The sequence below is a fragment of the Acetobacter conturbans genome (genome assembly GCF_011516755.1).
Classification (GTDB): Bacteria; Pseudomonadota; Alphaproteobacteria; order Acetobacterales; family Acetobacteraceae; genus Acetobacter; species Acetobacter conturbans.
The window spans coordinates 109,521-134,974 of sequence record NZ_WOSY01000002.1 but is presented as its reverse complement, the minus strand read 5'-3'; the positions used below and the strand labels follow the sequence as shown (position 1 = coordinate 134,974).

The window sequence follows — 25,454 nt, the reverse complement described above, 5'->3', positions numbered from 1 at the left end:
CGGAAATGCCTGATCGTTAGCAAGCCGTTGCACCCGATCGGGAGGTGCGAATGACCGAGGACAGAAATTCCTTTGACGAACGTCTCCGTGCCGCGCAGAAGCGTGTCGCGGTGGAGCAGCCGAAAACCGGCAAGCCGGATGAGGAGGACAGATCACTCCTCTCTCTGGCTTCGCGGGCGGGAAGCGAAATGCTTGGCGGGCTTGTTGTTGGAGTGCTGGCAGGATGGGCGGTGGACCGGTGGTTTCACTTTCGTGCTCTTTTTCTCGTGATCTTCGCATTGCTCGGTGGTAGTGCCGGTATCCTGAATGTCTGGCGGCTGATGCAGTCGCTGGAACGAAAAAATAAAGAGTCCTGAGCGGTCACAAGGGCCGGGGAGAATGGCGTTGGCGGGCGGTTCAAGTATCAACGTGCTCGAGCAGTTCGAGCTGCATCCGATTTTCGGTGGTCTGGGAGAAGCTTTGCGCTTCAGTCAGGCGCCGGTTTTCATGGTTGTGGCTTGTTTGATTGTTCTCGCGTTCCTGCATTTCGGCATGAAGCCTGCCGCAGTCGTCCCCGGTCGTCTGCAGGCAGCGGCTGAAATCTGCTATGAGTTCATCCATAACCTTGCCGTGGATACAATCGGTCCAGAAGGAACGGCTTTCTTCCCGTTCATCTTCGCTCTGTTCTTCTTCATCCTCGCAGGTAACTATCTCGGCCTGCTCCCGTACTCTTATACCTTTACGAGCCATATCGCTGTCACATTTGCGCTCGCGATGATGGTATTTCTGCTCTCCATCGTTGTTTCGCTGAAGGTTCAGGGATTCAAGTTCTTCGCGCACTTCATGCCTGCTGGTGCCCCGATGCTGCTTGCTCCCCTGCTGGTGCCGATTGAGATCCTCTCCTTTCTTTCACGTCCCGTCAGCCTGTCGATCCGACTGTTCGCCAATATGGTGGCTGGCCACGTGATGTTCGATATCTTCGCAAGCTTCGTCGTCATGCTCGCCAGTCTTGGCTTCATCGGTGACGTGCTTGCTGTGGGCCCGCTCGTGATCAATGTCGCGCTGATGGGGCTGGAATTGCTGGTTGGTGTGCTGCAGGCTTATGTGTTTGCCATCCTGACCTGCATCTATCTGCGGGAGGCCGTGTCCCACTGAGTTGGGGCAGACCCCGTCTGTTCGCGCTTCTTCGTAAACAAGGAAAACCAAAATGGACCTCGCTTCAGCCCGCGAAATTGGTGCCGGTATCGCTGTTATCGCTCTTGCCGGTGTCGGCATTGGCCTGGGCAACATCTTCTCGACGCTGGTCAGCAGCATCGCCCGTAATCCTGCTGCCCGTCCGCATGTGTTCGGCCTCGGTATGCTTGGGTTTGCGCTGACTGAAGCAGTCGCGCTGTTCGCCCTGCTGATCGCCTTCCTTATCCTGTTCGTCTGAGGACGGAGTAGCCTCGTGCGTCATCCGGTTTCCCTGATTCGTCGCTCCCTTGCTGCGGGAGTTTCGAGTCTGCCGCTTCTCATGGCGGCGGCGCCCGGCGCGCGCGCGGCGGGTATGCCCCAGCTTGACTTCCACAACCCGCTCCTGACGGGGCAGGTTGTGTGGGGTGCTGGTATTTTCTTATTTTTCTACCTCGCATTGCGTGGGTGGGCTCTTCCTCGCGTCGAAACTGTTCTGACGAACCGTAATCAGCGGATTAACGGTGATCTGGATCAGGCTCATGCCGCAAAGGTGGAAGCTGACAACGCCGTTCGTGAACTGAATGAGACCAAGAAGGCTGCATCTGCCGAAGCGCAGGCGCATCTCGATGCGGTTCTTGATCAGGAGCGGAAAGCGGCAGCTGCCCGTCTGGCGGAATTGAGTGCGAAACTCGAAACCGAGATCACATCAGCTGAAAAAGCCGTGGCTGCCGAGCGGGCACGCGCTTTGGAATCCCTGAAACCAATAGCTTCGGATGTTGCCGAAACACTGGTTCAGAAGCTGACAGGCTCCCGGCCTGATCGGGCTCGTATCGAAACAGCCGTTGCTCATCAGGTGGCTTCTGAGGCTGCGTCGCGGCAAGCGATAGCGTGACGAGGAGATAAGGTCGGTGTCTATTTTTCAGCAAGCTGGCTTCTGGTACGCAACGTCCTTCGTGCTGTTTTTTGCCGTTTTTGGACCGAAAATCTGGAAGCCGCTTACCCAGCTTCTTGATGCCCGCGCTGATCGCATCCGCGTAGAGCTTGAAGAAGCCGCTCGCCTTCGGCGGGAAGCAGAGCAGATGCGAGAAGATGCCATGCGCGAGCGTGAGCAGGCTTACGCCGAAGCGAATGCAGTCGTGGAGCAGGCACGCAAGCAGGCCGAGGATATGGCAGCTAAAGCGCGTCTGGATGCTGAAGAAATGCTGCGTCGGCGCGAGCAGATGGCGCGTGACCGGATTTCCGCAGCTGAACGCGCTGCGGTTGAAGAAGTTCGTGCGGCAGCGGTCGAAGCAGCTTTCGGCAGCGCGCGTCGCGTTATTGGTGAGACGATTGATGCCCAGTCGGCTTCTGCCTTTATCGACAAGGCAATTGCCGATCTTCCGGCATCCCTGACGGCTCACGCAGCCTGAGTTTCTGGATTTGTCTTTGACTGAGAACAACACAACGCCCGTTGAGGATAAGAATGCCTCAACGGGCGCTTGTGTTTTGAGCGTGGTTGTGACCGTGCTCAATGAGCAGGATAATATCCTGCCTGTTTGTCAGGAGCTGGCAACCGTATTGTCGTCCTTGCCTGCTTGCGAGATCGTCTTCGTTGATGATGGCAGCCAGGATGGGACGGTTGAAAAACTCAGGCAAGCACGAGCGACAATTGCCGGTCTCGGCCAGTTGCGTATTCTCCGTCATGACCGTCGTTGCGGAAAATCGGCAGCATTGCGAACGGGAATCCGTAACGCCAGAGGGCGCTGGATTGCCACCATTGACGGTGATGGACAGGATGACCCGGCGGAAATTCCGCTTCTGTTGGATCTTGGTCTGGCAGAAGAGCAACGACACCGTGCGCCGCTGGTCGTTGGAACACGTCTGAAACGTCAGGATACGGTCTGGCGGCGAATTGCCACTCGTTTCGCCAATGGTCTCAGACAGAAATTGCTTCATGACGGATGCCCTGACACCGGGGCTCCGATGAAAGTGTTTTTGCGGCAAGATTTTTTGAATTTACCCCAGTTTGAAGGCTTGCACCGGTTTTTGCCGGCATTGCTCAAAACTTATGGCGTGCCTTTGGTATGCAAACCTGTCGGTCATCGTTCGCGCCTGCATGGTGAGTCCAAATATACCAATCTGGGGCGCGCTGTGGTGGGTGTGCGGGATCTTCTGGGCGTGATGTGGTTGCGAAACCGCACCCGGCTTCCCAAAACCGTTCAGGAATGTTGAAGCAAGTCCTTACCCGGAAGTGGGGACTTCGCCTCCTGCTTCTGGTCTTTGGCGCATTTCTTTTTTTGCTGCCAGGACGAGCCTCCATTCCCCCGTTTGATCGGGATGAGCCGCGCTATATGCAGGCGACGGCACAGATGCTTGAAACCCATGATTTCATTGATGTTCGTTTTCAGGACAAGCCTCGCTATCTCCAGCCCGCTGGTATCTACTGGTTGGAAGCTGCGGCTGTTTCAGTTTCAGGCACTCTGAAAGACCGTGCGGTATGGGCTTATCGGGTGCCGTCTCTGGTTGCCATGACCGCAGCGGCAGGGCTCACGGCATGGATGGGAGCCATTCTCTTTGGACCTTCGGCAGGATTGATGGCCGGAGCTTTGCTGGCGACATCAGTCTTGGCGGCAGCCGAAGGGCGGATGGCCACAATTGATAGCGCCCTTCTTTTTGCAGTTCTTCTGGCGGAAGCGGCTGTACTGTCGGTCCTGCAGGATCGCGAAGCTCAAAGACCGACATCTGCCTGGTGGGCGCTTCTGTTCTGGTTGGCCCTTGGATGCGGGCTGATGCTGAAAGGGCCGGTGGTATTGATTCCCGGTCTCGGCACCCCTCTGACGCTTGCCCTCGTTGAACGCAATGGAAGCTGGCTGCGTCGGTTACGCTTTCAATGGGGCTGGCTGGTGATGCTGGCGGTCGTGGTGCCCTGGTGCGTTGCTATTGGTCTGATCAGTCATGGTGAATTCTTCCAGCGTGCAGTGGGGCGCAATTTCCTTGGGAAGATTGGCCAGGGCCAGGAAGCACATGGTGGCTTCCCAGGATTTCATCTTGCGGTTTTCGCTCTGGCATTTTGGCCTGGGTCTTTTTTTGCTGTCGCTGCCTTTCCTTTTATCTGGGCCAGACGAAAAATATGGCAGTTCCAGTTTCTGCTCTGCTGGATTGTACCGCACTGGATCGTCTTCGAACTGATTGCGACGAAACTGCCGCATTACGTTTTGCCAACGTACCCAGCCATTGCGATATTGACGGCTGCCGCATTGTGTAAAACCGAACAGGGATGGCTCTGGCCCCAAAAGCGATGGGGCAGGGTATTGATCGGTTTTTACGGCTGTATCTGCCTTGCGATCGGGAGTGCACTTGCTGTCGCGGGTATCGTCCTGAGTATCGTTCTGGAAGGTCATGCACCGGTGGAAGCATGGCTGGGGATGGTAGGGAGTGTGCCGCCGTTAGTGCTTGCTGCGCGGAATGTTGTCGTTGGAAAAATGAAGCGAGCGGCTTTAAGTGCAATGGCTGCCGCCGTCGTCATATATACCAGCCTGTTTCTGGGAGTGATTCCCCGATTACACTCAATCTGGCTGGCCCCAAGACTGGTATCCATGGTCGAGCGTCACAAATCCTGTCCTGATAGCAGGGTGATGTCCAGTTCGTTCTCTGAACCAAGTTTTGTGTTTTTGATGCACGGTAATGTTTCGCTGGACACACCTGATGCTGCGGCTTCGATGTTGAGCAAAAACAGCCAATGCGGACTCGCGCTTGTCGCGCAAAAAGATTTCCCGACATTTGCAGCTTCTGCCCAGAAATATTCAGTTCAGTTGAATGAGTATGAACGCATCAAAGGCTTCAATTACTCGACAGGGAAATGGCTTGATATTGGTTTGTATGGGGCACACCCGCAGTAGCCGGATGTGAAACGTTTGCCCGCGCCATGCCTGCTACTGCAGAAAATGGACTCAGAGAAGGTATATACCCCGGCAGACAGCGTCGGACATAGGCGGGGGCCCTGCGCAGGACAAGCGTGCGGCAGCGAGTATCCATTTCTTTCCACGCGGACGTCGGTGTATTCGCGGAATCAGGAAGAAGGTCAGTGCGGCCCGCCAGTAGAGCAATGGTAACACGCTCGGGCACCGATGTTATCTGCCACAACAACTCAGGGGCGATGCGGCCTGTGGTAATGAGTCTCGCCGCTTCAACTATACGCATATCGATACCCCTTATCGCTCCGTAATATTCACGCTGGTTTGCGTTACTTGAGAGACGTTAAGGGGAAATACTTTTTAAAACGTTAATCTTGCGAGCATTTGCCTGCTTGTTAATTAAATTCCCCGATGGTCTGCCTTCAAAAATGAGGAGGCTGGCGATCCCAGGTCACGACCTTGCCGGGTCCACAGATGCCACCTTCAGTGCCGCCAAATCCATAAAGTGTGGCCGGAAGCACAATATTGCTCCAGGAGACTTTGGTCTCGACGTAGCAAGGTTGTTTGGGGGCCTGAGGATTCCAGCCATTAACGGTAATGGTGGATCCTGCACTCATATAGATAGAGCCCGCAGGAACACCTGGCAGCGCATTCAAAATGATTTCCGGTTTGCCGTTCTGAGTATTTTCAATATGCCCGGTAAAGTCAGTTGGACCATTCAGGATCATTTGCTGGGCGTTATAATCAAAACTCGTGCCGACGAAGTTGATTTCGGCACTTGATTCCTCGTCCAGACCGAACTGAGCATTGTTATAAATTGTCCCGCCTACAAATGTACTGCGCTCACCAGCGTCTTTTGTCCCGGGCGGAACGTATATTCCAATGTTTCCCTCGCCGATCGTGACATTGAACATATCAACGCCCCACACCCCGTTCGCCAGCACGAGACCATGGTTGAATCCACGGATGGAGACGCCTGAAAGCGTCATGGCTGCATCAGTGACGTAATCTTTCGGCACATCGTAATTCATCGTTATGCCATCGATAGTTTTATTGCCAAAGAGCGTGACGTTCTCCAGACGGTTGGTCGTCGGGTTATTCCGATGTCCATAACCTTCTTCCGAAATATAAAGGCAGGTCCCGGAAGGCATGCGGCATTCAAAAACCGCATTACGAATGCTGGATAATTCTGGATCTACTTTTATGGTTTTCTGGAGAATTTTTCTTTCCCCATGAAAATCCAGGATGCAGCCTCCTTTCCCGGCATGGCAAGCATCCAGTGCAGCCTGAATGTTGCTGCTCGCGTCCTGCGCCTGTGCTGCATGCGCCGTGGCCATAAGCCCGAGAGCAGAAAGGAAGAGGCGGTACATCATAAAATACGGATATCCCATGGTCGTCTCGTCTACGAAAAGTGAGTGGAAGAACTTAACGTACGAGTCTTCTTTCCAGACGCGCGATAAAGGGCGCACACGCATTGTGAGCCGAGAGGCGGCTTAAGCAAAACTGTAGCATTCGCATCATGCAAGAAGGCGAACGATTTTGCAGCAAAACATCTCAGTAGTGTTGCGTAGAGTTTTTTTTAACAAAACACCTGTAATTGTGTAACTGTAAATTACTTTGCGAATAATTTTCCAAACAGGCCTGCCATAAAGGCATAACTCGAACGACCTGACTTTCAGTTCTGGATAGGTCGAGGCCTTCGGACCATCCTTCGCTGGGAGAGCGGTCACCCTACACCGCTCTCCGTAAATAGGGTGTTTTGAATACAGCTTGGCTTAGCCGTGCCAGCCTTGTGGAAGTGAGTGAATGATGCGGTCACTGAGCTGACGGACAAGGTTATCTGTTATCGCAACGGAATCGCCATCTGTCGTCAGTGGACCCGAGGCCGTGAAGACACCGCGCTCAAGTTGTTCAGGCTCATGTTCGTCTGACGGGATGAAAGCCCAGCTCGCTTCCATCGTCGCCTGACCGGAACGGGGAAGGTCGAGCCGCGAGATCGTGATGGCAAGCCGGGCAGAAGTGTTCGCTGTGAAAGGTTGTTCTGTCACGAAAAGATCCGGCCGCGCAGCTCCGATCCGGCTGCTGATGAGGTCGGTCATGCCATTTGACAGCCGTTCCGCCCACCGTCCGTTAGGGCTGCGACTGAGCGAGGTGCCGTCCCGGGTGATGATATCCTGAGAGTCGAGATAGTCGGGCAGAGACACTCTGCGGACTTCGACAACCGGCGCTCCAGCCGCGATGGGACCAGTGACAGCGGAACCGGCCGTTGCGGGTCCTTCAAGAGTGTAGAGTCGCAACGGCGGGCTGGCGCAGCCCGCGAGGGAGAGGGCTGTCAGGAGGAGAACCAGAGCTGGGCTGCTCTTTCGTGCTGAGGTCATCTGTGCCTCCTGCTGCAAGTTGGCGCTGTTCCTCATTGGTGACGTCCCATCAGGAGAAGCTGCGGGTTTCGCTCGACATCGCTGGCAAATCCACGCAGCGATGCCGCCGCGGCAGAGATGTCACGCAGAGCGGAGTCCAGATTGTCACGATCGGCCGAGCGTGGAGAAAGGATTCCCTGCACACCTTCCAGCGTCTTGCGGGCCTGATCCGTCGCCCGTGTCGCGCTTGTCAGAGTGTTGTGTAGGTCAGATCCACGGCTCTCAAGCTGGGCATTGCCGGTGCGCATCAGACGGTCAATGTCCAGAAGTGTGGTGTCCAGCTTGCCCTGCAGGTCATTGATGGCGTTCGTGGCGGTTGTCAGGGTCTTCTGGGCATCTTTGGAGCTTTCCTGCAGGCTGATGGCCAGCGGCGGCAGGTCGCGGTCCAGCTTGGCAGCCACATCCCGGATGGACAGCACAGCTTCGTCAGCATGTGCCGCAAGTTCCTTGAGGGGGAGATCCGTGATGGTCTCCTTGATCTTCTGCATGGCGGACAGATGGGTTGGAATTTCCGGGAGAGTGCTCACACGAGGATGAAATTCCGCTGGCGAACCGGGGAAAAAATCCAGATTGATGTTGAGAGTGCCTGTCACGAAACTCTGGAGATTCTGCTCGGCCCGCAATCCATTGGCCACGACTTCTTTCAGGCCAAGCGACTGTGCCCCAGAATCCGCGTTGTGCAGGACATGGATCTGGCTCGATTCAAGGGTAATTTCGACCGGAATATAGGCAACGTTGGTTTGCGGATCATAACGCAGGGTAATCCTGTCCACGGAACCGATCCGCACCCCCCGGAAGGTCACGGGCGCGCCGACCGCTAGCCCGGCCACTGAATCCTGAAACACGATGACTGCGCGCGTGTTTTTGGAAAACAGATTCATATTGCCGAAAAATATGAGTGCCAGCACTCCCAGAAGAGCGCCGCCTGTAACGAACAGGCCGACGAGAGTTTGCCGGGTTGCTCCTGAATCAGTGGCCATTGGTAATCGGGCCTTTCGTGGCTGGCTCAGCGGGTGACGCCTCGGTGTAGGCTTCGCGGTTCATGAAGGCATGGACCTGTGGATCCGTGCAGTGAGCGCGCAGGTCACGGGGCGCGCCATGTGCGATCGGTGTCTTTGTTTGAGCGTCAAGGAAAATACCGTCATCGGCGATGGCGAACAGGCTGGGCAGTTCGTGACTGACAATCACGATTGTCGCGCCGAGTCCGTCCCGCAGGCTGAGAATGAGATCATCCAGACGTGCGGACGTGATGGGATCGAGTCCGGCGGATGGCTCATCGAAAAACAGAATATCCGGATCCAGCGCCATCGCCCGCGCTAGTCCGGCACGTTTTCGCATGCCCCCGGAGATTTCCGACGGATAAAGATCAATGGCGTGCGAGAGGCCGACAAATCCCAGTTTCAGCTCAACCAGATTGCGGGTCATCGTCTTGTCGAGACGCGTGAACATCTCCAGAGGGAGAGACACATTTTCTCCGACCGTCATGGACGACCAGAGGGCTCCGCTCTGGAACAGTACGCCAAACCGGCGGTTGAGTGCGGTGCGATGACTGTCGGGGCCCGTCCAGTAATCATCGCCGTCGACCGTGTATCCACCCGATTTGGGACGAAGCAGGCCGATCATGCTGCGAAGGATGGTGCTCTTGCCGCAGCCGGAGCCTCCCATGATGGCGAAGATCGAGCCACGCTTTACGTCCATCGAGACGTTCTGCTGGATGATCTTGCTGCCGTAACCGATGGTGATGTCACGCAGGGACAGCAAAACCTCGTCTGTCGGCAGGGTCTGCGTAGCTTGTGAGGTGGCGTCTCTTTCCATTGCTCAGATGCCTACCGCATTGGCGATGACGGCAAATATCGCATCAAGCGCGATGACACCGACGATGCCCACCACGACGGCGGACGTGGCGGCGGTTCCCACATCTGCGGCGCTCCTGCCAGCTTTAAGGCCGATCCGGCAGGCCGTCAGACCAATCATGACGGCGAAGACGATCGACTTCATGAAGCCGAATTCGAACTGATGGAGATCGATCGCATAGAAGGTCTGGTGAATGTAACCGGCGCCGGTGATGTCGGGCAGCATACCGACGGCCACCGTATAACCACCTGCAATGCTCATCAGGCAGCCATAGAGATAGAGCAGCGGCATCATGATCATCAGGGAGAGGACTGCGGGGAGCAGAATGTAGCTTGAGATGGGAATGCCGAAGACCTGAAGGGCGTCGATTTCCTCATTTCCCAGCATGGTCGCGATGCGGGCGGCATAAGCGCCGCCTGTGCGACCGGCCATGATGATCGCGGTCATCACGGCGGAAAGTTCGCGGACGCAGGCGATTCCCACAAGGTTCGCGACATAAATATCGGCCGAGAACTTCTGGAGCTGGATAGCGCCTACGAAGGCAAGAATTGCACCCACAAGGAAGTTGACCACGCTCACGATGATCAGGGCGGATGGTCCCGCATCGAAGATATTGGACAGCAGATCGCGTAGTCGCATGCCGCCATGACCGCTTAGTCCCTTTGGGGCGGTGCGGGCAGTCTCAATACCGAGAGTCGTGACCGCTCCGATTTCGTCCAGAGTCGCGAGCGTGAAGATGCCGCTGGTCCGGAACGGATTGGGAATGCAGGTGTGGGGCGTTGCAGGGGCCTGAGGTGTTTCCGGCAGAAGCGAAAACAGCCGCTGCATACCGCGAGGAAGCTGACTGACATCGAAGGTCATGCCGGTTCTGGCAGCAGCCTGTTTCGCGCTCCAGAGAAAAGAAACGAGGGAAGAATCCCAGCGGCCGATCCGCGTGGTGTCGACTGTCAAAGCCGAACCGGAACCGCCCTGTACTGCCTTGAACGCATCGTCAGGCAGGCTGGCAGGTACAGCCTCGTCGACGATCCAGTCTCCTGAGACCTGCAGGACCGCTTCGTTGCCGCTTGGTGCGATGGCCCATTCAGGATGATCGTGATTGTCGCTCCTGGCTGTCGCCGGGCCACTGGATTGGGAAGTGTTCATGGATGGGATGAAAATCTAAGCCAAATTAAGGTGCTTGACCAGCAGAGGAAGGCCGGTGGCAAAAGCCATCAGGCGATAACTCTTTCGTGATCCCTGTGATTTTTGCGATGCACGCAGCCATCGTGACGCCAGATATCTTCGGTCAACCGGGGATATCCGCGCGTCACGCTGTGTCCTTACGGCTTTCGGAATGAGTGCGGCTCCGGAAGAGTATTGTCCGGCGAGAGATTTTTACAAAACATTTCCCAGTCGAAGCGGGTCTGGCGTGCATACTGCGCGGAGAACGAGGCGATGGCATCCGAGAAACCCCGTCCTTTTCCCAGATAGCCAGCGATGGCGGCAACGTCTCCGGTGCGGGCATGCGCACGGGCCAAAGTGCGACCGCACAGAAGCGCGTAGTCCGCCAGTCCTTCCTGCGCCACGTCGGAACCGATCGCCGCAAGACGCGTGTCTTTCAGTCGCCGGACGTAAAACTGCCGTTCCTCGGGCGTCTCGGTGAGAACCGGGGATGCGGCAGCGGTTGTTGGCGACGTACTCGTATGGGTCCAGCCCAGAAAAGGATCGAACACGGCCTGCATCATCCGCTGACCGGCGACGACACGCTCTCCCTGATTGTGGAGCGGAGAGGGGGCGGTGAAAGGCGCGAGCACGGATGTCTGCGCTTCCTTGATCTGGAGCAGCAACGTCTCGTTGTCCGCCGTGACGAACAGGCCGATGGCGCAGAACATGCCGACACTACCGACGCCGACGACCTTGAAAATGACATCCTGAAGCCGGTAGCGCTCAAGCAGAATGGCGCGTTCGGGGGGCTGGGTGGACAGATACCGGCGGAACGCAGACCGGATGGTGTCATCTTCGGCATTCAGTCGCACCACCAGAGGGGGATGCTCGCAGAGGGACGGGACGCTGCCACTGACATCGACAAGGTCGAAGTGATGATCGGCGCTGTCCATGCGACGCTGGAGTTGAGCCTTGACGCGATCACGGACCTTCTGATCCGTGAAATTATTGATCGCGGCCATCAGGTCGATGCGGTCGGCCCACACTTCCAGCGGTGAGAGAGCCGCCAGACGGGTCATTTGGGCGGCGTAGGTCTGCGTCATTCTCTCGGCAAGCAGGCGCGAGTTCTTGTCGGAGAGGCCGTTTTCCATGCCTGCAAGAACAAGAGACGTTCCCAGACGCTTCACATCCCATTCGAATGGAGCGCGAAGCGTCTCATCGAAGTCATTGATATCGAAAACCGGCACCCCTTCAGGCGAGGCATAGCTTCCGAAATTCGCCAGATGGCAGTCACCACAGGACTGCACTGTCAGGCCGCTGGTAGGGGTATTGGCGAGATCGTTCGCCATGATGATCGCCGCTCCGCGCAGAAAGGCGAAAGGCGATGCTTTCATGCGGGAATAACGAACCGGCAGCAGGGCGGGGATGCGCGTGGCTCCCTGACCGGCCAGTTGCTCCAGCGGCATCGCTCGCCCTGAGGCAGGAGACCAGTCGGCATGGCTCGCACGATTGGCGGTCTTCCGAAGCGCAACGCCATGTTTCTGGCGCTCGACACGGTTCAGGAAGGGCGTTTCTGAGTGGCTGACAGCGACTTCAGGGGCAGCTTTGCGTTTCATTGCGGCATCATGGTCCCTGATGCCCTTTCTGTCACGCTGGCCTCCGAGAACCTGTCTTATCGGGACGGACTGGTGGAAGTGTCCATCCTCAGCGGTGGAGTCACGGTTTTTCTGGCGTCGGGACGTCGCACAAAATTGAACGCCACAGCCGCGACTAGGAACGCCCCCACACTCGCAATGACAGTGGAGCGTTGCTCAGGCTCGACCAGCATTGCCGCGATTACGAAGAGCACGGCGCCAATCACCAGATAATTCGCAATCGGAAAAAACGGCACGCCGACATACGGCCATGATGCACCGCTGGCGATGGCCTGCCGACGCAGGCGCAGGTGGGCCACCACCACGAACAGGTAGGCAAACAGCATCACGCCACCCGTCGCACTCAGCAGGAAGGCAAAGACCGTGCCGGGTGCAAGAATGGAGGAGAAGGCGACGAGAAGCCCGACCAGCCCCGAAAACAGTACGGCTGCGCGTGGCGTTCCATTTCCAGCCGTGACACCGAGGAGAGCCGGGGCTTCGCCGCGCTGGGCAAGTCCGCGGAGCGTGCGTGTCGTCACGTAGAGGGAGGAGTTCAGGCAGGAAACGATCGCACTGAGAACGACGATCCGGATGATCATCGGAGCGCCGGGGATGTGCATGGCCTCCATGGCCAGTACGAACGGCGACTGCCCAGGGGCAATCTGATCCCATGGCTTCACGCACAGGACGAGGAAGAGCGACGCGATATAGAAGATGCTGATCCGGGTGCCGATCGTGCGTGTAACCTGCGCGATACTGCGCGTGGCATCGGCTGATTCAGCCGCGGCGACGGTTGCGATCTCGCTGCCGACCATCGAAAACAGCACGGTCGGCAGAATGGAGAGCAGCGCCGCCCAGCCGTGGGGCATGAAACCTCCATGCCCCACGAAATTCTTGACCGGTGTCGGATGGCCACCGAGAATTCCGGTCAGATACACGCAGGCCACAGCGCAAAAAGCGATGATGCATGTGACCTTGATGAGGGAGAGCCAGAACTCACATTCACCGAAGATGCCCACCGCCGTCACATTGATCAGCACGACAGCGATAACGAGCAGCGTGGCCATCAGCCAGACGGGCAGGGCGAACCAGTTTTGCAGCACGATCGCTCCGGCGATGGCCTCACTGCCGACGGTGACAACCCAGAATGCCCAGTAGAGCCATGCCGACATGAAGCTGGCCCGCGGACCGCAGCCTTCGCGGATATAATCGATGAACGAACCCAGCCCCGGACGCGCAATCAGCATCTCGCCCAGCATGCGCATGACGCCCATGACGAGAATACCCGTGAAGGCGAAGGTCAGCAGGACGGCAGGGCCGCAACTGGCAATGGCCGCGCTGCTGCCAACGAACAGGCCCGCTCCGATAACGCCGCCGAGAGCAATCATAGTGACATGACGGCTTTTGAGCTGGCTCACGGAATCCTGCCCGGCAGTTGGCCCCGTCACTTCCTGCATTCCCACCTTCATCCCGTCATGGACATTGATTAATCGTTACGGAAGTGTGCCGAAGGCTGAACGGCGATGCAAGTAACTATGACATTTGGGTGTCAAAGCCCTCTCAGGTGTATGAACATCCAACTGACTCGCGTCAGAAGAGTCCGGATGGTTATAGAGAACCGGAATACGGCAAAGGAAAGCAGGACATGATGGCCGAACCCGTTGTTTTCATTGATGGCGAAGCGGGAACGACAGGGCTCGAAATTCGCGAGCGTCTTCTCTCGCTGCCCGTGCGGATCTATTCGGTCGATCCGGCGCGCCGCAAGGACCCTCAGGCGCGGGTCGAGGCGATGGCCGAGGCGGATCTGGTGGTGCTGTGCCTGCCCGATGACGCGTCGAGAGAGGCGGTCGCGATGGTTGAGCAACTGGCCACCGATGGACGAAAAGCCCCCAAAATCCTTGATGCAAGCACGGCGTTCCGCACGGCTCCCGGCTGGGTTTACGGGTTTCCCGAACTTTCCGAGGACCAGCCCGAAGCGATCATGCGGGCGAACCGTGTCTCTAACCCCGGCTGCTACCCGACGGGCGCCATCGCGCTTTTGCGCCCGCTTGTCGATGCAGGAGTGATGGCCCCCGACTTTCCGGTGACGATCAACGCCATCAGTGGCTACACCGGTGGCGGACGGTCCATGATCGAGGAACAGGAGCGCGAAGGGGGCCCCGCCTTCCTGCTGTACGGGCTGAATCTTGCCCACAAGCATCTGCCTGAAATCCGGAGCCACGCGCTTCTTGAGCACCGTCCGGTTTTCGTGCCGTCAGTGGGGCATTTTCCACGAGGCATGATCGTCTCGATCCCGATCCACATGAATCTTCTGGAGAAGGGAACTACTGTCGAAGATCTGCGTGTCATTCTTGAGAAGCGCTATGTCGCTTCATCTTTCGTGACCGTTTGCAAGGCTGAGAACACCCTTGTGGCTGACGCGCTGGCTGGACAGGACGGCATGGAGCTTCGTGTCCATGCCGACCACGAAGGGCGGAACGCAGTGCTGACGGCGCGACTGGACAATCTGGGGAAGGGAGCGTCCGGCGCGGCGATTCAGAATATCGCGCTGATGCTGGGTGTCTCCCCCGGGAGAGGAGAATGAACGATGGTCCGCACACTTTACGTTTATGAACATTGTCCGTTTTGCGTAAAGGCGCGGATGATTTTCGGCCTCAAGGACATTCCGGTCGAGATCAGATATCTTTTGAATGATGACGAGGCCGGCCCGATCCGGATGATCGGCCGGAAACTGCTGCCTATTCTCGAAGAAGACGGGAAATTCATGGGCGAGAGCATGGATATTGTCGCCCATATCGACAATATCGGGAAAAACCGGCTGTCCGAAACCGTCAGTCCGCCCATCTCCGACTGGCTGTCCGCTGCCGGACCGATCCTGTACAAGCTCATGCTGCCGCGTGTCGCGTGTGCGCCATTCCCCGAATTCGCCACGACAGCCGCACGCGCCTATTTTGTGCGCAAGAAAGAACCATCCTGCGGGCAGTTCGCCACCTTGCTGGAGGACGGGTCCGACTTTGTCGCGGCACTCAACACCCACCTCCAGACGCTCGCTCCGCTGATACGGTCGGTTGAAGCCGTGAATGGTACGCTTTCGACCGACGATATCCATCTGTTCGCCACGCTGCACAGCATGTCGATCATCAAGGGTGTCATCTATCCTCCAGAGGTCGAGCATTATCGCCAGACCATGGCGCGTCTTTCGCGCGTGCCTCTGATGGATGAACACGCCGCCTGAACGGATTGGCGTCTTTCCTGAAGGCGCAGATGCTGGTAGAGGACAGGCAGTCGCGAGAGTGGCGGAATGGTAGACGCAGTCGACTCAAAATCGACCGCCTTTTAGGTATGGGGGTTCGAATCCCCCCTCTCGCACCAGCATTCCGGATGTTTCATGACAGTTACCGCAACGCCTGTGTCTTCTCGTCCGGGCAAGCCTTTGGCACGCCCTGCTAATCCTGCCTTTTCCTCCGGCCCCTGCGCCAAGCGCCCGGGCTGGACGATTGAAGCTCTTTCCGGTGCATTGCTCGGTCGTTCGCACCGCGCTCCGGAAGGACGGGCCCGGCTGAAAGAGGTCATTGACCGTTCTGCCGCCGTTCTTGGCATGCCGGAAGGCTGGCGGCTCGGGATCGTCCCCGGCTCCGATACCGGAGCGGTTGAGATGATCCTCTGGTCGCTGCTCGGCACGCGCCCCGTTGATGTTCTGGCCTTCGAAAGTTTTTCCGCGACGTGGGCAAACGACATTACCGCCCAGTTGAAACTCGATGCCCGTGTGCTGACGGCCGACTACGGCGCGTTGCCATCCCTCGCAGACGTGGACTGGTCCCGGGACGTGGTGCTGGCATGGAATGGCACGACCTCTGGCGTTAAGCTGCCTGACGATGCGGCCATCCCCGCCGACCATGAAGGGCTGGTGATCTGCGATGCCACTTCTGCGGCCTTTGCCATGGACCTGCCGTGGGAGAAGCTCGATGTGGTGACGTGGTCGTGGCAGAAGGTCCTCGGTGGAGAGGCCGCGCATGGGATGCTGGCGCTGTCACCCCGCGCTGTCGCTCGCCTCGAAGAAGGCCCTGCGCCACGTCCTCTGCCCAAGGTTTTTCGGCTTACGTCCAAGGGAAAGCTGATCGAAGGTATTTTCCGGGGCGACACGATCAACACGCCCTCCATGCTCTGCGTGGAAGATGCGCTCGACGGATTGAGATGGGCTGAAAGTGCGGGTGGTCTGCAAGGTCTGATCTCCCGTAGCAAAGCCAATCTGGCTGCTGTGGAAGCATGGGAAAAGACATCTGAATGGGCTGAGTTTCTCGCTCGGGATGCAGCCACCCGATCCAGCACGGCGATCTGTCTGCGTATTGTGGCGCCGTGGTTCACAGTGCTGGATGAGGAAACGCAGGCCAAAGCAGCGAAAGAGATCGCCGGTCTTCTGGCCCGTGAAGGTGTGGCTTACGACATTGCCAGCTACAGAGATGCGCCTGCGGGGCTACGCATCTGGGGTGGCGCGACGGTCGAAACCTCGGATATCGCGGCCCTTCTTCCCTGGCTCGACTGGGCGGAAGCTGAGGCGAGACATACATTCACTCGGTAGTCCCATCTGGATTGCAGGCAAGCCTCATCGGGGAGAATGATTTCTTACCGATGAGGGCGCTTTACACTCATCGTTCCCGGTTTTTGTTTTCTAAAAAAGATGTCGGAGTTCAGTAAAAATACTGCATGCTGGCATGCCTTGATGGTGCCAGCGGGCTGTCTTCTTAATTGCTCACAAAGCCGGATCATGGGGCGTGGGGGTTCTGGCTGGTGGCGCTGATAGAGAAGCCTTCCCTATGTCCGCAACATAGGGAAGGCTGAGAGCGTATCGACCGCTTGTCTTCACAGCCCCCGTGCAAGTGTCAGACCAACCCACATTTCCTGAGTGTGAATGTCATTGTGCATGACGAGTGCGCGCAATGATTTTGCTCCGAAGTCGGACGGGGAGCGCTGGGGGACGAATGACCGTCCCGTTGCCTAACCTATCACCTGCGGCGTAGAGCTTACTTCCCTTGGAAAACACACCTCCCTGCGCTTTCTAGGTTATTTTATGCTTTATAATAAGATACTTGCCTGATCTTCCTAAGATCGAAAGTCAGCATTTTCTTTTTATTGGCCTTAAAAAAGGAAATGCTGAATAATCAAATCTCTATCCCGATATGTTTATTTATCGAGCCATGATGGCACAGGAAGATCCTTCGAGCGCAGAAATTCCGGATTGAACAGCTTGGACTGATATCTGGCTCCGCCGTCGCACAGGATCGTCACGATCCGGTGGCCTGCTCCAAGGCGTCGGGCCACGCGGATGGCAGCCGCGACATTGATGCCCGAAGAGCCACCCACGGAAAGTCCTTCGTGGATGAGCAGGCTGTAAATCTGTTCCAGCGCTTCCGCATCCGGAATCCGCTCCGCATCGTCAATCGGAGCCCCTTCAAGGTTGGCCGTGATGCGGGATTGGCCAATACCTTCGGTGATGGAAGAGCCGCTCACAGACAGATCATTGGACTTCACCCAGCCATAAAGACCAGAACCTTCAGGGTCGGCGAGAACGATATCCGGACGCTCCGTGCCAGCCTGACGAGAGCAATCTTCAAGACCGAGCGCTGTTCCCGCCAGTGTGCCGCCGGTGCCGCAGGCGCAGGTAAAGGCATCCACGCGGCCGTCGAGCTGCTCCCAGATTTCGGGGGCCGTAGTATGGCGGTGGCCTTCGCGGTTGGCCACATTGTCAAACTGGTTGGCCCAGAGAAAGCCGTTCTCTTCGGCAATCCTGCGCGAGACATGTACGTAATTGCCCTGGTCACGATAAGGCTTGGCAGGGACGAGGCGCAGATCCGCACCGATCATGCGGAGAAAATCGATTTTCTCCTGACTCTGCGTTTCCGGCATGATGATGATGCACTTATATCCACGGGCATTGGCGACAAGTGTGAGGCCAATGCCGGTATTACCTGCCGTGCCTTCAACAATGGTTCCGCCCGGCTTGAGCTGACCACGCTTCTCGGCATCCTCGATGATCGCCAGCGCCGCGCGATCCTTCACGGACCCACCGGGATTCATGAACTCGGCCTTGCCGAAAATCTCGCATCCCGTCGCTTCCGACGCACGTGTCAGACGGATCAGAGGAGTGCCGCCGATGGCGCCTGTCATGTCACGCGAGCTGGTGGTCCAGCCGGGAAGCGACAGGGAGTTGGGTGTCGAGGTCATGCTGTCTGCCTTTTGTCCTGTTGAGATTGGGGCTAGCGCGTGTTGTCACCGCATGCAATCAGGTTTGCCATGGATGGAGCATGCCTGCGGGCAATAACGCAACATCCCGAAATCTGAGTGTCTGGAGTTTCTGGGAAAATGGTGAAAGACATCCCCTCGCGCGCGACCTGGGACGCGCTCGAAAAAGATGCGGGTGCGTATCTGATTGACGTTAGAACGCCTGAAGAATGGCAGTTCGTCGGGGTGCCGGATATCTCGAAACTGGGACGGCGGGTTTATACCATCAGCTGGCAGTTTCTGGGTGGATTGATCAACGGTCAGTTCCTTGAGGAATTGCGCGGAGCCGGCATCGACAAATCCCAGCCGCTCTATTTCATCTGCCGCTCGGGGGCACGCAGTCGCTCTGCTGCCATCGCCGCCTCTGGCGACGGGTTCGAAAAGGTTTTTAATGTTGAGGATGGCTTTGAAGGTCCGCTCAACGGTGACATGCATCGCGGAGTAGTCTCGGGCTGGAAGGCCGAGGGTCTGCCCTGGCGCCAGAACTGACGACAGGAAAGCCGTGACCCCGGAGAGGTGCTGGTTTTACCGACCAGCGTCCGGCTCTGCGTCCGCGTCATACAGCACTTCGAGCACGGCACACCACGGATAACGTGTGTCGTAGCTGTGCCCATCGGCTGAAGCCACAGCGCCGTTGGAATCTGTCGGGACGTGCGTTAGCGCCACGGCATCGTCGATGTTGCCGCCGATAATACTCAGCTGCCGACCGAAGGGCTGTCCATTTTGACCTGTTGCGACGACAAAACCGCAATGAGCCGGGAAGCCATAAGACGTGGGCAAGCTGGAGAAACGGACTGATTTGCTGCCTCCACGCCCGGTACAGATAAGATCACCCAGCTTAGGCACGTAACTGCCGGGATCGTGTGCCCTCAGACCTGTGGACTGGCCGGAAGCCGCTGCGTTGATGTAGGTCGAGTGATTGGGCGAATAGGGGAAGCGATCGTTCGCACCCGCCACACGCATCACATATGAAATGAAAGCTGCTGACCAGGCGTAATGACCATCACTTTCGAACGGAAAAATGCGCCCTTCGGCATCGTATTTTCCGCTCCATGACGCTTCCGTTTCCTGCGGGTCCTGCCCAATCCACCAGTATTCACCGACCCGTTGCCACAGGCCGGGAGCGCGTTCGGGCTTTACACTTGCAGTGGTGGGTTCCGGGCGCAGTTCGGGGTCGTCATCATCGACCGGCATGCCAAAGAGGCGCCACTCACGCATTGCGATTGCCACGACATCCTGCCGGTTGAAGGGCGTAAAGTTTCGTGTGGCGAAGTCCGGGACATGAGGATCATAGGCAAGGGTGCCGAAACCACCGCGATACTGGGCGACCGGTGTTTGTGCCGGAGTGGGCGAAACTTGTGGATGAGGGGAGCAGGAAGTGGCCGCCAGAGCCACACACAGCATGAAGGATTTGCGGGCCACGATCTTGGTCATCTACATGCCAGAGCTTCCTCTGGTTCCCCGGTTGAGTGGGGCAGCATGTGCCCACGGCTGACTGTCAGACATAATGTTAGAGTCTGTTTAACGCCAACCGGCGCATACAGGAAGATGGCGTCCGGTACGTCTCTCTCCTTTTTATATGCGTTTCAAAGTCTTGGCGGACCGTGAGGATCCGCCAGTTGATCGGATGCCGGACAAGACGCGACGATTTCAGGAGATGCTCCCGGGAAACAGCTTGCGCAGACCCTCGGCGCTGGCGGTGCACCGGCCCCGTTCGGTAATCAAACCTGTGACCAGTCGGGCAGGTGTCACGTCAAAGGCGGGATTCGCTGCATTGCTGCCCTGTGGTGTGATCCGGACTGTCTGCAATTCACCCGCTGCGGTCTCACCGGTCACGGTGGTGACTTCTTGCGGCGAACGTTCCTCAATGGGAATTTCCCGCAGACCGTCTCTGACCCGCCAGTCAATGGTGGTGGAGGGCAGGGCGACCCAAAAGGGGATTCCATTGTCGTGAGCGGCCAGCGCCTTGAGATACGTGCCGATCTTGTTGGCAACATCGCCCTGCGCCGTGACACGGTCAGTGCCGACGATGACCAGATCCACCTTGCCGTGCTGCATAAGGTGACCGCCCGCGTTATCCACGATCACGGTATGCGGCACACCGTGACTGCCCAGCTCCCACGCCGTAAGAGCGGCACCCTGATTACGAGGTCGGGTTTCATCGACCCAGACATGCACCGGCAGTCCTTCATCATACGCCATGTAGATAGGGGCGAGAGCGGTACCCCAGTCAACCGTCGCGATCCAGCCTGCATTGCAGTGGGTCAGGATATTGATTTTTTCGCCTGATTTCTTGTTTTTTGCGATCTCGCGAATCAATTCGAGCCCATGTCGGCCGATTGCTTCGTTCTGTGCGGCATCTTCATCACAGATATGTCCAGCCTCGTCATAGGCCACTGCGACGCGATCTTTTTCTGCCACAGCACGTAATTTCGTCAGCATACGCTCAATGGCCCAGCGGAGATTGATGGCGGTCGGCCGCGTAGCCGCCAGCATTGCCGCTTCATCTTCCATTGCGGCATCACTGGCATCCTTGCTCAGTGCCAGGGCAAGACCATAAGCCGCCACCGCTCCGATCAGGGGAGCGCCTCGAACCTGCATGGAGGTGATGGCATGCGCGACTTCGGCTGATGTCGTAAGCTGCAATGTCACGAGGGAAAAAGGCAGTTTCGTTTGATCAAAGATGCAGACGGTGCGGTTGTCCGTCTGATCGATCCACACACTGCGATACGGTACGCCGTTGATTTTCATGCCACGCCATCCTGTCGCAGAGGAAATTTAAGATGCGAAAGAAATAGCGAAACAAAGACAGAATCACAAATAGCTTTTATCGGATGATGCATATGTCAGGCGAGATACGCTCGACGAAACCAGTTGCGAAAGCTCTAGATATGACGGGAGTGCATATGGGGTTTTCCATATTTTGAAAGTTATTTTCTCAGGCACATGCGCGTAATACTTCCTTGTCATGGGAAGTGAATTTTTAAATTGCAGTGGATGGGCGGGGGGCTTTCTGCTGCGTGGGAACGTGTTTTCTTACAGAACCGCAGATTGATGATGTTGCAAACGCCATGTCGAATCTATATTGCAATCAAATTAAATAGTGAGGAAACGGCTGAATTATCACCTTTTCGATGAGATTGAAGGGTAGATTCTGAAGTCAATTCCTTAGAAAGTTTCAATAAATACTTCAGTGTTTGCAAATGCAGCCTGATGTCGATTTGACGGGATAAGACAAAATCATGGCCAGAAAACCAAGCAAGTCAGCAGCCACGCCTGCTCCTGCTGCCAAACCAGCCGCACGACAGAAAGTCACTGCTTCCACTCCGGCCCCTGCCACAAGAGGCCGTAAGAAGGCCGTGGTGGAAGAGACTGTGACCAGTCGCGCAAAAACCCGCGTGGCCGCAGCTGCTCCTGCGAAGCCAGCAGCCAAGACGGCACGGACAGCCGCTGCGCCCAAGAAAGCGGCTGTTATGAAAAAAGCTGCCCCCGTAGTCGCCAAGGCCCCCGCCAAAGCACGCGCACCGAAGATCGTGGAAAAAGTAAAAGCGGCCCCCAAGGTTTCTGCGAAAGCAGCTAGCAAGAGCACGCCCCGGAAAGAGGCCGCTCAGGTGAAACTGTCAGCCGTTGAAAAGCTCCGTCATACGCAGACCGCCAGAAAGCAAAAGCGGCTGGACAGACTTGCAGCTGAAAAAACTGCACCGGTTGCTGCAGCACCAGCAAAGCGTTCGGCAGCGCGAGCCAAGACGACGTCGCGAGTAGCTCGTCGCGGCTAAATATAGAATATATGCGGGAGTAGGGTGTTGATTACAGCACACTGCTCCCGTTTTTTATTTTAAAGTATCCGCACACATTACCTGAACGCTTAAAGGGTCTCTCAGGCGTTCTTGCGATAAGTCTTTCCATGCATTTTTTGAGCTGAATTGTAAGACCCATTCTTTCCGTAAGGAGTTTTGGTGTCTGGCCGGGTAACTGCACTTGTCAGCAACTGAATGATATGCGCCTGCGCTGTCATCGCTCTCTTTAGAAGTGTGCGATTCAACTCAATTGCGGTCTCCAGTTTCTTTGCCGCGTCTCGCACTTCCGCTGAACAACAGACTTCAGATGGGGCCTTGCTTTTGCACTCCATCGACAGACTGTTCAGCCGCGCAAGAACGGCTTCCTTCCTTTTGAAAAGCCCAGCAACAGCCGTTATATTTCCGTCCGTAATGTTGCTGTTTTCTTCCTCAAGGATCGATGTTGCGCTGTCAATGACAGATAGGGCTTCGTTCATTGCTTTGCCTTCTCCTGCATTTCTAGCATTTGGTGATAGACGGATGGGGCCAGACCGAGGCCACCACTATTTTCGATTTGTTTGGCCATTTCCGTGGTCAGCATGGGCTTGAAGCTTGATTCTCCCACGCCACCACCGAAGAAACCGGCTGACGTATCCACAGTGTCAAACATGGGCTCCAGCATCTGGTTGATCGTCATGGATTCAAAATCTTTGGCGGTCTTCCATATCTTCGGATCTACCGTTTCTGAGCCGCTGGACTGCTGGACTGTATAAGTGCCCGGAGACATCAGATTTTTAATGGCCGTCGTCATCGGACCTCCAGATCTGCCTGTAATGCGCCATCGGCCTTGATGGCCTGAAGAATTGAAATCATGTCGCGGGGTCCAACACCAAGGGCATTGAGGCCCGATACCAGATCGCTGAGAGCAGGTCCGTTTCTCAGAATACCCAGCTTGGCATTGTTCCCGTTGTTCACATTGATGCTGGTGCGCGGCGCAACCGTGGTGGTCCCATTCGACATCGGTCCCGGCTGAGACACGATCGGCGTCTCGGTCACCTGAATGGTCAGATTGCCTTGTGCGATCGCGACCGTGCTGATGCGCACATCATTGCCGATCACGATTGTTCCGCTCGCATCATCGACCACGACCTTGGCGAGAGTATCGGGCTCGACCATCAGGTCACCGATCAGCGACAGGGACTGGATATTGTCCCGCATTGTAAGATCGAGAGCGATGGTGCGGGGATCCATGACCCTGGCGATATTGCCGCCAATATTGGAATTGATCGCTTGCGCCATTCGGGTGGCAGTCGTGAAATCCGGGTTTCGCAGAGAGAGATGCAATTGTTTCTTGTTGGCCAGATCAACCGGCACCTCACGTTCGACAACCGCACCATTGGCGATATGACCGTTGGTCGGAATGTTATGAACGATCGATGCGGCGGCACCTTTGGCACTGAAAGCATTGGTCGCCAGTGACCCCTGCGCCACGGCATAGACCTCTCCGTCAGCCGCCATAAGCGGGGTGACAAGGAGAGTGCCTCCTGTGAGGTCAGTGGCATCACCCGTTGCGGAAACCGTAACGTCGATTCGGCCGCCTCCATGCGAGAAAGCCGGGAGATCGGCCGTGACCATGACGGCAGCGACATCATGGGTTTGCAGCTGGATTTCACGGTCACGGATGTTCACGCCCAGACGGTTGAGCATGCTGATGAGCGTTTCGCGGGTAAAAAGCACATTGGTCAGCTTATCGCCCGTGCCATGAAGACCGACGACAAGTCCGTAACCGATAAGCTGGTTGGTCCGGACTCCTTCAAAGTCGGCAATATCCTTGATTCGAACCCGGGCCGCCTCAGCGGAGAAGGGCTGAATCAGAATGGAGATGCCGAGAAGGAGCGTCGAAAACAGGCGAAACACCTTGGGATTCCGGGTTTCAAACCTGCGAGAAAAAAAGGTCATTCCGTTCTTTGCCGCTCGTAAATGTTTCGAGGCCACACTATCGACTGGAAGAACAAACAATTTCTGAACGGGCGCAGGGGTGTCCTTCTTTGAAGACAAGCGGTCCCCGCCTGCAGGCCGCTTCACTCTGAGAGAGGACGCGGAGATCCAATGAGCAGAATCGACTCACTCGGCTATGTGACCCGCGGAAGGATGCCTTCAAAGACTCGAAGCCCGTCGGCAAAGTCTGCGTTTTCACTGCCACGGGAAGTGGAGGCCACCGAATCCGAGATCAGACCGGCGGCAGTTTCTCTCACCTTATTGTCGTTGCAGGAATCTTCTCTGGCAGGGGATGAGAAAGAGCATCGTGAAACACTGGCCTGGGGTCAGGCTGCTCTTGATGTGCTGAAAAAACTGCAGATTGCTTTGCTGGACGGACGCTCATCCCCGGAAGCGTTGCTGGTTGAGCTGGATGGAATCTGCCGGGACATGCCGCCATCGGGGATGAACGGCATTGCAGCGGTAGCCAATTCCATCCGTGTGAAGCTTGCCGTGGAGGCCGCCAGAATAAGGCGACAGGAAAATAAGAAAAATCATATTTCTCAGCAGGTGGGGCCTACAGCCGACCAGTCCTGAAAATTTTTCCGTCTGGAAGCATAGCAGAAAATCATACGCCGATTCGAGCTTGGCTGGATCGGTGGGCGCCGCTATAAGCCGCGCATTCGTGAGGGGGCGCCGCCTCAGGGAACGGAGATGAAAGACATGTTAACACTTCCTCCGGACTATGGACCGTCTGACGACGAAGAATTCATGAACCCCCTGCAGACGGAATATTTCCGTCAGAAGCTGATCAAATGGCGTGCGGAGCTTCTTAAGGAAGCTGGCGGCACGCTGGCCAGCCTCTCCGAGGGGGGAATCCATGAAGCTGACGTCACGGATCGGGCCAGTGTCGAGACAGACCGGGCGCTGGAACTGCGCACCCGGGATCGTGCTCGCAAGCTTATTGGCAAGATCAATCAGGCATTGCAGCGTATCGAGAATGGCAATTACGGTTTCTGTGAGGAAACCGGAGAGCCGATCGGCCTGAAACGGCTCGAAGCACGTCCCATCGCCACTCTGTCCATTGAGGCGCAGGAACGTCACGAGCGTATGGAAAAGATCCATCGGGACGACTGAGTGAGGGCGAGGGATAAAAAGTCTCTCGCAAATGGATTTGGGGGCTTGCCGAGACTGCCCTCAGCGGGTAGGAACCCTCCCGTCGGCGCTGCTGTAGCTCAGTGGTAGAGCACTCCCTTGGTAAGGGAGAGGTCGCGAGTTCAATCCTCGCTAGCAGCACCATCTTTCCCACCAGTATGGTGGTTGAAACGA

General features: G+C 56.8%; 27 protein-coding genes and 2 tRNA genes. 16 read left to right on the top strand and 13 right to left on the bottom strand.

Going from position 1 to position 25,454, the window contains the following annotated elements; all coding sequences use genetic code 11:
• Positions 1-50: 50 nt before the first annotated feature.
• From GOB81_RS02700 to GOB81_RS02670, 7 genes are read left to right on the top strand one after another with little or no spacing between them, the layout of a single operon-like run.
• Positions 51-356, top strand: coding sequence for an AtpZ/AtpI family protein (locus tag GOB81_RS02700; protein WP_173568833.1), 306 nt, complete (start codon positions 51-53; stop codon positions 354-356).
• Positions 357-384: 28 nt separating this feature from the next.
• Positions 385-1,134: a F0F1 ATP synthase subunit A gene (locus tag GOB81_RS02695; RefSeq protein ID WP_173568832.1), complete on the top strand. Its 750-nt coding sequence runs from the start codon at positions 385-387 to the stop codon at positions 1,132-1,134.
• A 52-nt stretch (positions 1,135-1,186) separates the two neighbouring features.
• Positions 1,187-1,411, top strand: a complete 225-nt coding sequence (locus tag GOB81_RS02690; RefSeq protein WP_010667433.1) for an ATP synthase subunit C family protein — start codon at positions 1,187-1,189, stop codon at positions 1,409-1,411.
• A 15-nt stretch (positions 1,412-1,426) separates the two neighbouring features.
• On the top strand, positions 1,427-2,044 hold the full coding sequence (locus tag GOB81_RS02685) for a F0F1 ATP synthase subunit B family protein (protein WP_338421298.1): 618 nt from the start codon (positions 1,427-1,429) through the stop codon (positions 2,042-2,044).
• Between the two features lie 22 nt (positions 2,045-2,066).
• Entirely contained in the window at positions 2,067-2,561 is a 495-nt protein-coding gene (locus GOB81_RS02680; RefSeq protein WP_173568976.1) for a F0F1 ATP synthase subunit B family protein, read from the top strand.
• Between the two features lie 16 nt (positions 2,562-2,577).
• A complete protein-coding gene (locus GOB81_RS02675) occupies positions 2,578-3,363 on the top strand; it encodes a glycosyltransferase family 2 protein (RefSeq protein ID WP_173568831.1) in 786 nt (261 codons plus the stop codon).
• On the top strand, positions 3,357-5,030 hold the full coding sequence (locus GOB81_RS02670) for an ArnT family glycosyltransferase (protein ID WP_173568830.1): 1,674 nt from the start codon (positions 3,357-3,359) through the stop codon (positions 5,028-5,030). The genes GOB81_RS02675 and GOB81_RS02670 overlap by 7 nt, the downstream gene beginning before the upstream one ends.
• A 437-nt stretch (positions 5,031-5,467) precedes the next feature.
• On the opposite strand, the gene GOB81_RS02665 is transcribed toward GOB81_RS02670, so the two are convergent.
• The 7 genes from GOB81_RS02665 to GOB81_RS02635 form a co-directional block, all read right to left on the bottom strand.
• Complete coding sequence (locus tag GOB81_RS02665; protein ID WP_173568829.1) at positions 5,468-6,418, bottom strand: hypothetical protein; 951 nt, start codon at positions 6,416-6,418, stop codon at positions 5,468-5,470.
• Between the two features lie 402 nt (positions 6,419-6,820).
• Positions 6,821-7,423, bottom strand: coding sequence for a PqiC family protein (locus tag GOB81_RS02660; RefSeq protein WP_173568828.1), 603 nt, complete (start codon positions 7,421-7,423; stop codon positions 6,821-6,823).
• Positions 7,424-7,455: 32 nt separating this feature from the next.
• The gene (locus GOB81_RS02655; protein ID WP_173568827.1) at positions 7,456-8,442 is read right to left on the bottom strand and encodes an MlaD family protein; all 987 of its coding nucleotides are present in this window, start codon (positions 8,440-8,442) and stop codon (positions 7,456-7,458) included.
• Entirely contained in the window at positions 8,432-9,277 is an 846-nt protein-coding gene (locus tag GOB81_RS02650) for an ABC transporter ATP-binding protein (protein ID WP_173568826.1), read from the bottom strand. Before GOB81_RS02650 ends, GOB81_RS02655 begins: the two co-directional genes overlap by 11 nt.
• A gap of 3 nt (positions 9,278-9,280) precedes the next feature.
• On the bottom strand, positions 9,281-10,459 hold the full coding sequence (locus GOB81_RS02645; RefSeq protein ID WP_173568825.1) for an ABC transporter permease: 1,179 nt from the start codon (positions 10,457-10,459) through the stop codon (positions 9,281-9,283).
• 176 nt (positions 10,460-10,635) lie between these two features.
• Positions 10,636-12,075 carry a DUF2252 domain-containing protein gene (locus GOB81_RS02640; protein ID WP_173568824.1) on the bottom strand — a complete coding sequence of 480 codons (1,440 nt, stop codon included), beginning with the start codon at positions 12,073-12,075 and terminating at the stop codon, positions 10,636-10,638.
• Positions 12,076-12,131: 56 nt separating this feature from the next.
• Entirely contained in the window at positions 12,132-13,550 is a 1,419-nt protein-coding gene (locus tag GOB81_RS02635; RefSeq protein ID WP_173568823.1) for an amino acid permease, read from the bottom strand.
• A gap of 188 nt (positions 13,551-13,738) precedes the next feature.
• On the opposite strand from GOB81_RS02635, the gene argC reads away from it, so the two are divergent.
• From argC to GOB81_RS02615, 4 genes are all read left to right on the top strand, one after another.
• Positions 13,739-14,677, top strand: a complete 939-nt coding sequence (gene argC, locus GOB81_RS02630; RefSeq protein ID WP_173568822.1) for an N-acetyl-gamma-glutamyl-phosphate reductase — start codon at positions 13,739-13,741, stop codon at positions 14,675-14,677.
• 3 nt (positions 14,678-14,680) lie between these two features.
• Positions 14,681-15,328 carry a glutaredoxin 2 gene (gene grxB, locus GOB81_RS02625; protein ID WP_173568821.1) on the top strand — a complete coding sequence of 216 codons (648 nt, stop codon included), beginning with the start codon at positions 14,681-14,683 and terminating at the stop codon, positions 15,326-15,328.
• A 52-nt stretch (positions 15,329-15,380) separates the two neighbouring features.
• A tRNA-Leu gene (locus tag GOB81_RS02620) sits at positions 15,381-15,465 on the top strand.
• Positions 15,466-15,481: 16 nt separating this feature from the next.
• The gene (locus tag GOB81_RS02615) at positions 15,482-16,672 is read left to right on the top strand and encodes a phosphoserine transaminase (protein ID WP_173568820.1); all 1,191 of its coding nucleotides are present in this window, start codon (positions 15,482-15,484) and stop codon (positions 16,670-16,672) included.
• A 602-nt stretch (positions 16,673-17,274) separates the two neighbouring features.
• On the opposite strand, the gene GOB81_RS02610 is transcribed toward GOB81_RS02615, so the two are convergent.
• Positions 17,275-18,315, bottom strand: coding sequence for a cysteine synthase A (locus GOB81_RS02610; RefSeq protein WP_173568819.1), 1,041 nt, complete (start codon positions 18,313-18,315; stop codon positions 17,275-17,277).
• 138 nt (positions 18,316-18,453) lie between these two features.
• On the opposite strand from GOB81_RS02610, the gene GOB81_RS02605 reads away from it, so the two are divergent.
• Complete coding sequence (locus tag GOB81_RS02605) at positions 18,454-18,861, top strand: rhodanese-like domain-containing protein (protein WP_173568818.1); 408 nt, start codon at positions 18,454-18,456, stop codon at positions 18,859-18,861.
• Positions 18,862-18,897: 36 nt separating this feature from the next.
• Here the strand turns inward: GOB81_RS02605 and GOB81_RS02600 are convergent, their stop codons facing one another.
• On the bottom strand, positions 18,898-19,776 hold the full coding sequence (locus GOB81_RS02600) for a DUF2272 domain-containing protein (RefSeq protein WP_242010024.1): 879 nt from the start codon (positions 19,774-19,776) through the stop codon (positions 18,898-18,900).
• A 246-nt stretch (positions 19,777-20,022) separates the two neighbouring features.
• The gene (mtnA, locus tag GOB81_RS02595) at positions 20,023-21,123 is read right to left on the bottom strand and encodes an S-methyl-5-thioribose-1-phosphate isomerase (protein ID WP_173568816.1); all 1,101 of its coding nucleotides are present in this window, start codon (positions 21,121-21,123) and stop codon (positions 20,023-20,025) included.
• A gap of 491 nt (positions 21,124-21,614) precedes the next feature.
• Between mtnA and GOB81_RS02590 the strand changes: the two genes are divergently transcribed.
• Entirely contained in the window at positions 21,615-22,148 is a 534-nt protein-coding gene (locus GOB81_RS02590) for a hypothetical protein (protein WP_173568815.1), read from the top strand.
• A 101-nt stretch (positions 22,149-22,249) separates the two neighbouring features.
• On the opposite strand, the gene GOB81_RS02585 is transcribed toward GOB81_RS02590, so the two are convergent.
• Genes GOB81_RS02585 through GOB81_RS02575 form a run of 3 tightly spaced genes read right to left on the bottom strand, consistent with a single transcriptional unit; the run spans position 22,250 to position 24,107 of the window.
• Positions 22,250-22,645 carry a flagellar protein FlgN gene (locus GOB81_RS02585; protein WP_173568814.1) on the bottom strand — a complete coding sequence of 132 codons (396 nt, stop codon included), beginning with the start codon at positions 22,643-22,645 and terminating at the stop codon, positions 22,250-22,252.
• Entirely contained in the window at positions 22,642-22,959 is a 318-nt protein-coding gene (locus GOB81_RS02580; protein ID WP_173568813.1) for a rod-binding protein, read from the bottom strand. The genes GOB81_RS02585 and GOB81_RS02580 overlap by 4 nt, the downstream gene beginning before the upstream one ends.
• Positions 22,956-24,107 carry a flagellar basal body P-ring protein FlgI gene (locus GOB81_RS02575; RefSeq protein ID WP_173568812.1) on the bottom strand — a complete coding sequence of 384 codons (1,152 nt, stop codon included), beginning with the start codon at positions 24,105-24,107 and terminating at the stop codon, positions 22,956-22,958. The genes GOB81_RS02580 and GOB81_RS02575 overlap by 4 nt, the downstream gene beginning before the upstream one ends.
• Positions 24,108-24,257: 150 nt before the next feature.
• Between GOB81_RS02575 and GOB81_RS02570 the strand changes: the two genes are divergently transcribed.
• From GOB81_RS02570 to GOB81_RS02560, 3 genes are all read left to right on the top strand, one after another.
• A complete protein-coding gene (locus tag GOB81_RS02570) occupies positions 24,258-24,722 on the top strand; it encodes a flagellar assembly protein FliX (RefSeq protein ID WP_173568811.1) in 465 nt (154 codons plus the stop codon).
• A gap of 126 nt (positions 24,723-24,848) precedes the next feature.
• On the top strand, positions 24,849-25,262 hold the full coding sequence (dksA, locus tag GOB81_RS02565) for an RNA polymerase-binding protein DksA (RefSeq protein ID WP_173568810.1): 414 nt from the start codon (positions 24,849-24,851) through the stop codon (positions 25,260-25,262).
• 87 nt (positions 25,263-25,349) lie between these two features.
• A tRNA-Thr gene (locus tag GOB81_RS02560) sits at positions 25,350-25,424 on the top strand.
• Positions 25,425-25,454: the final 30 nt, after the last annotated feature.